The organism is Cupriavidus sp. SIMBA_020 (assembly GCF_046535395.1).
GTDB classification, from domain to species: Bacteria; Pseudomonadota; Gammaproteobacteria; order Burkholderiales; family Burkholderiaceae; genus Cupriavidus; species Cupriavidus campinensis.
Map to the genome: position 1 here is coordinate 1 of NZ_JAWRWU010000285.1, position 311 is coordinate 311.

Consider the following 311-nt stretch of genomic DNA (forward strand, 5'->3'; position numbering starts at 1 on the left):
CGGGCAAGGAAGCGGGCCTGTTCTTCCCGAGCGGCACGCAGAGCAACCTCGCCGCGCTGATGGCGCATTGCGGACGCGGCGACGAATACATCGTCGGGCAACTGGCGCACACCTATAAGTACGAGGGCGGCGGCGCGGCGGTCCTCGGCAGCATCCAGCCGCAGCCGCTCGAAAACGCCGCCGACGGTTCGATCCCGCTCGACAAGATCGCCGCCGCGATCAAGCCGATCGACAACCACTTCGCGCGCACGCGCCTGCTGGCGCTGGAGAACACCATCGGCGGCAAGGTGCTGCCCGAGGGGTATGTCGCC

1 protein-coding gene is annotated in these 311 nt (G+C 68.5%); it reads left to right on the plus strand.

From position 1 onward, the window contains the following. Positions 1-311, plus strand: a 311-nt coding sequence (locus tag SB751_RS29230) for a beta-eliminating lyase-related protein (RefSeq protein ID WP_410748934.1), incomplete at both ends; no start/stop codon positions are given.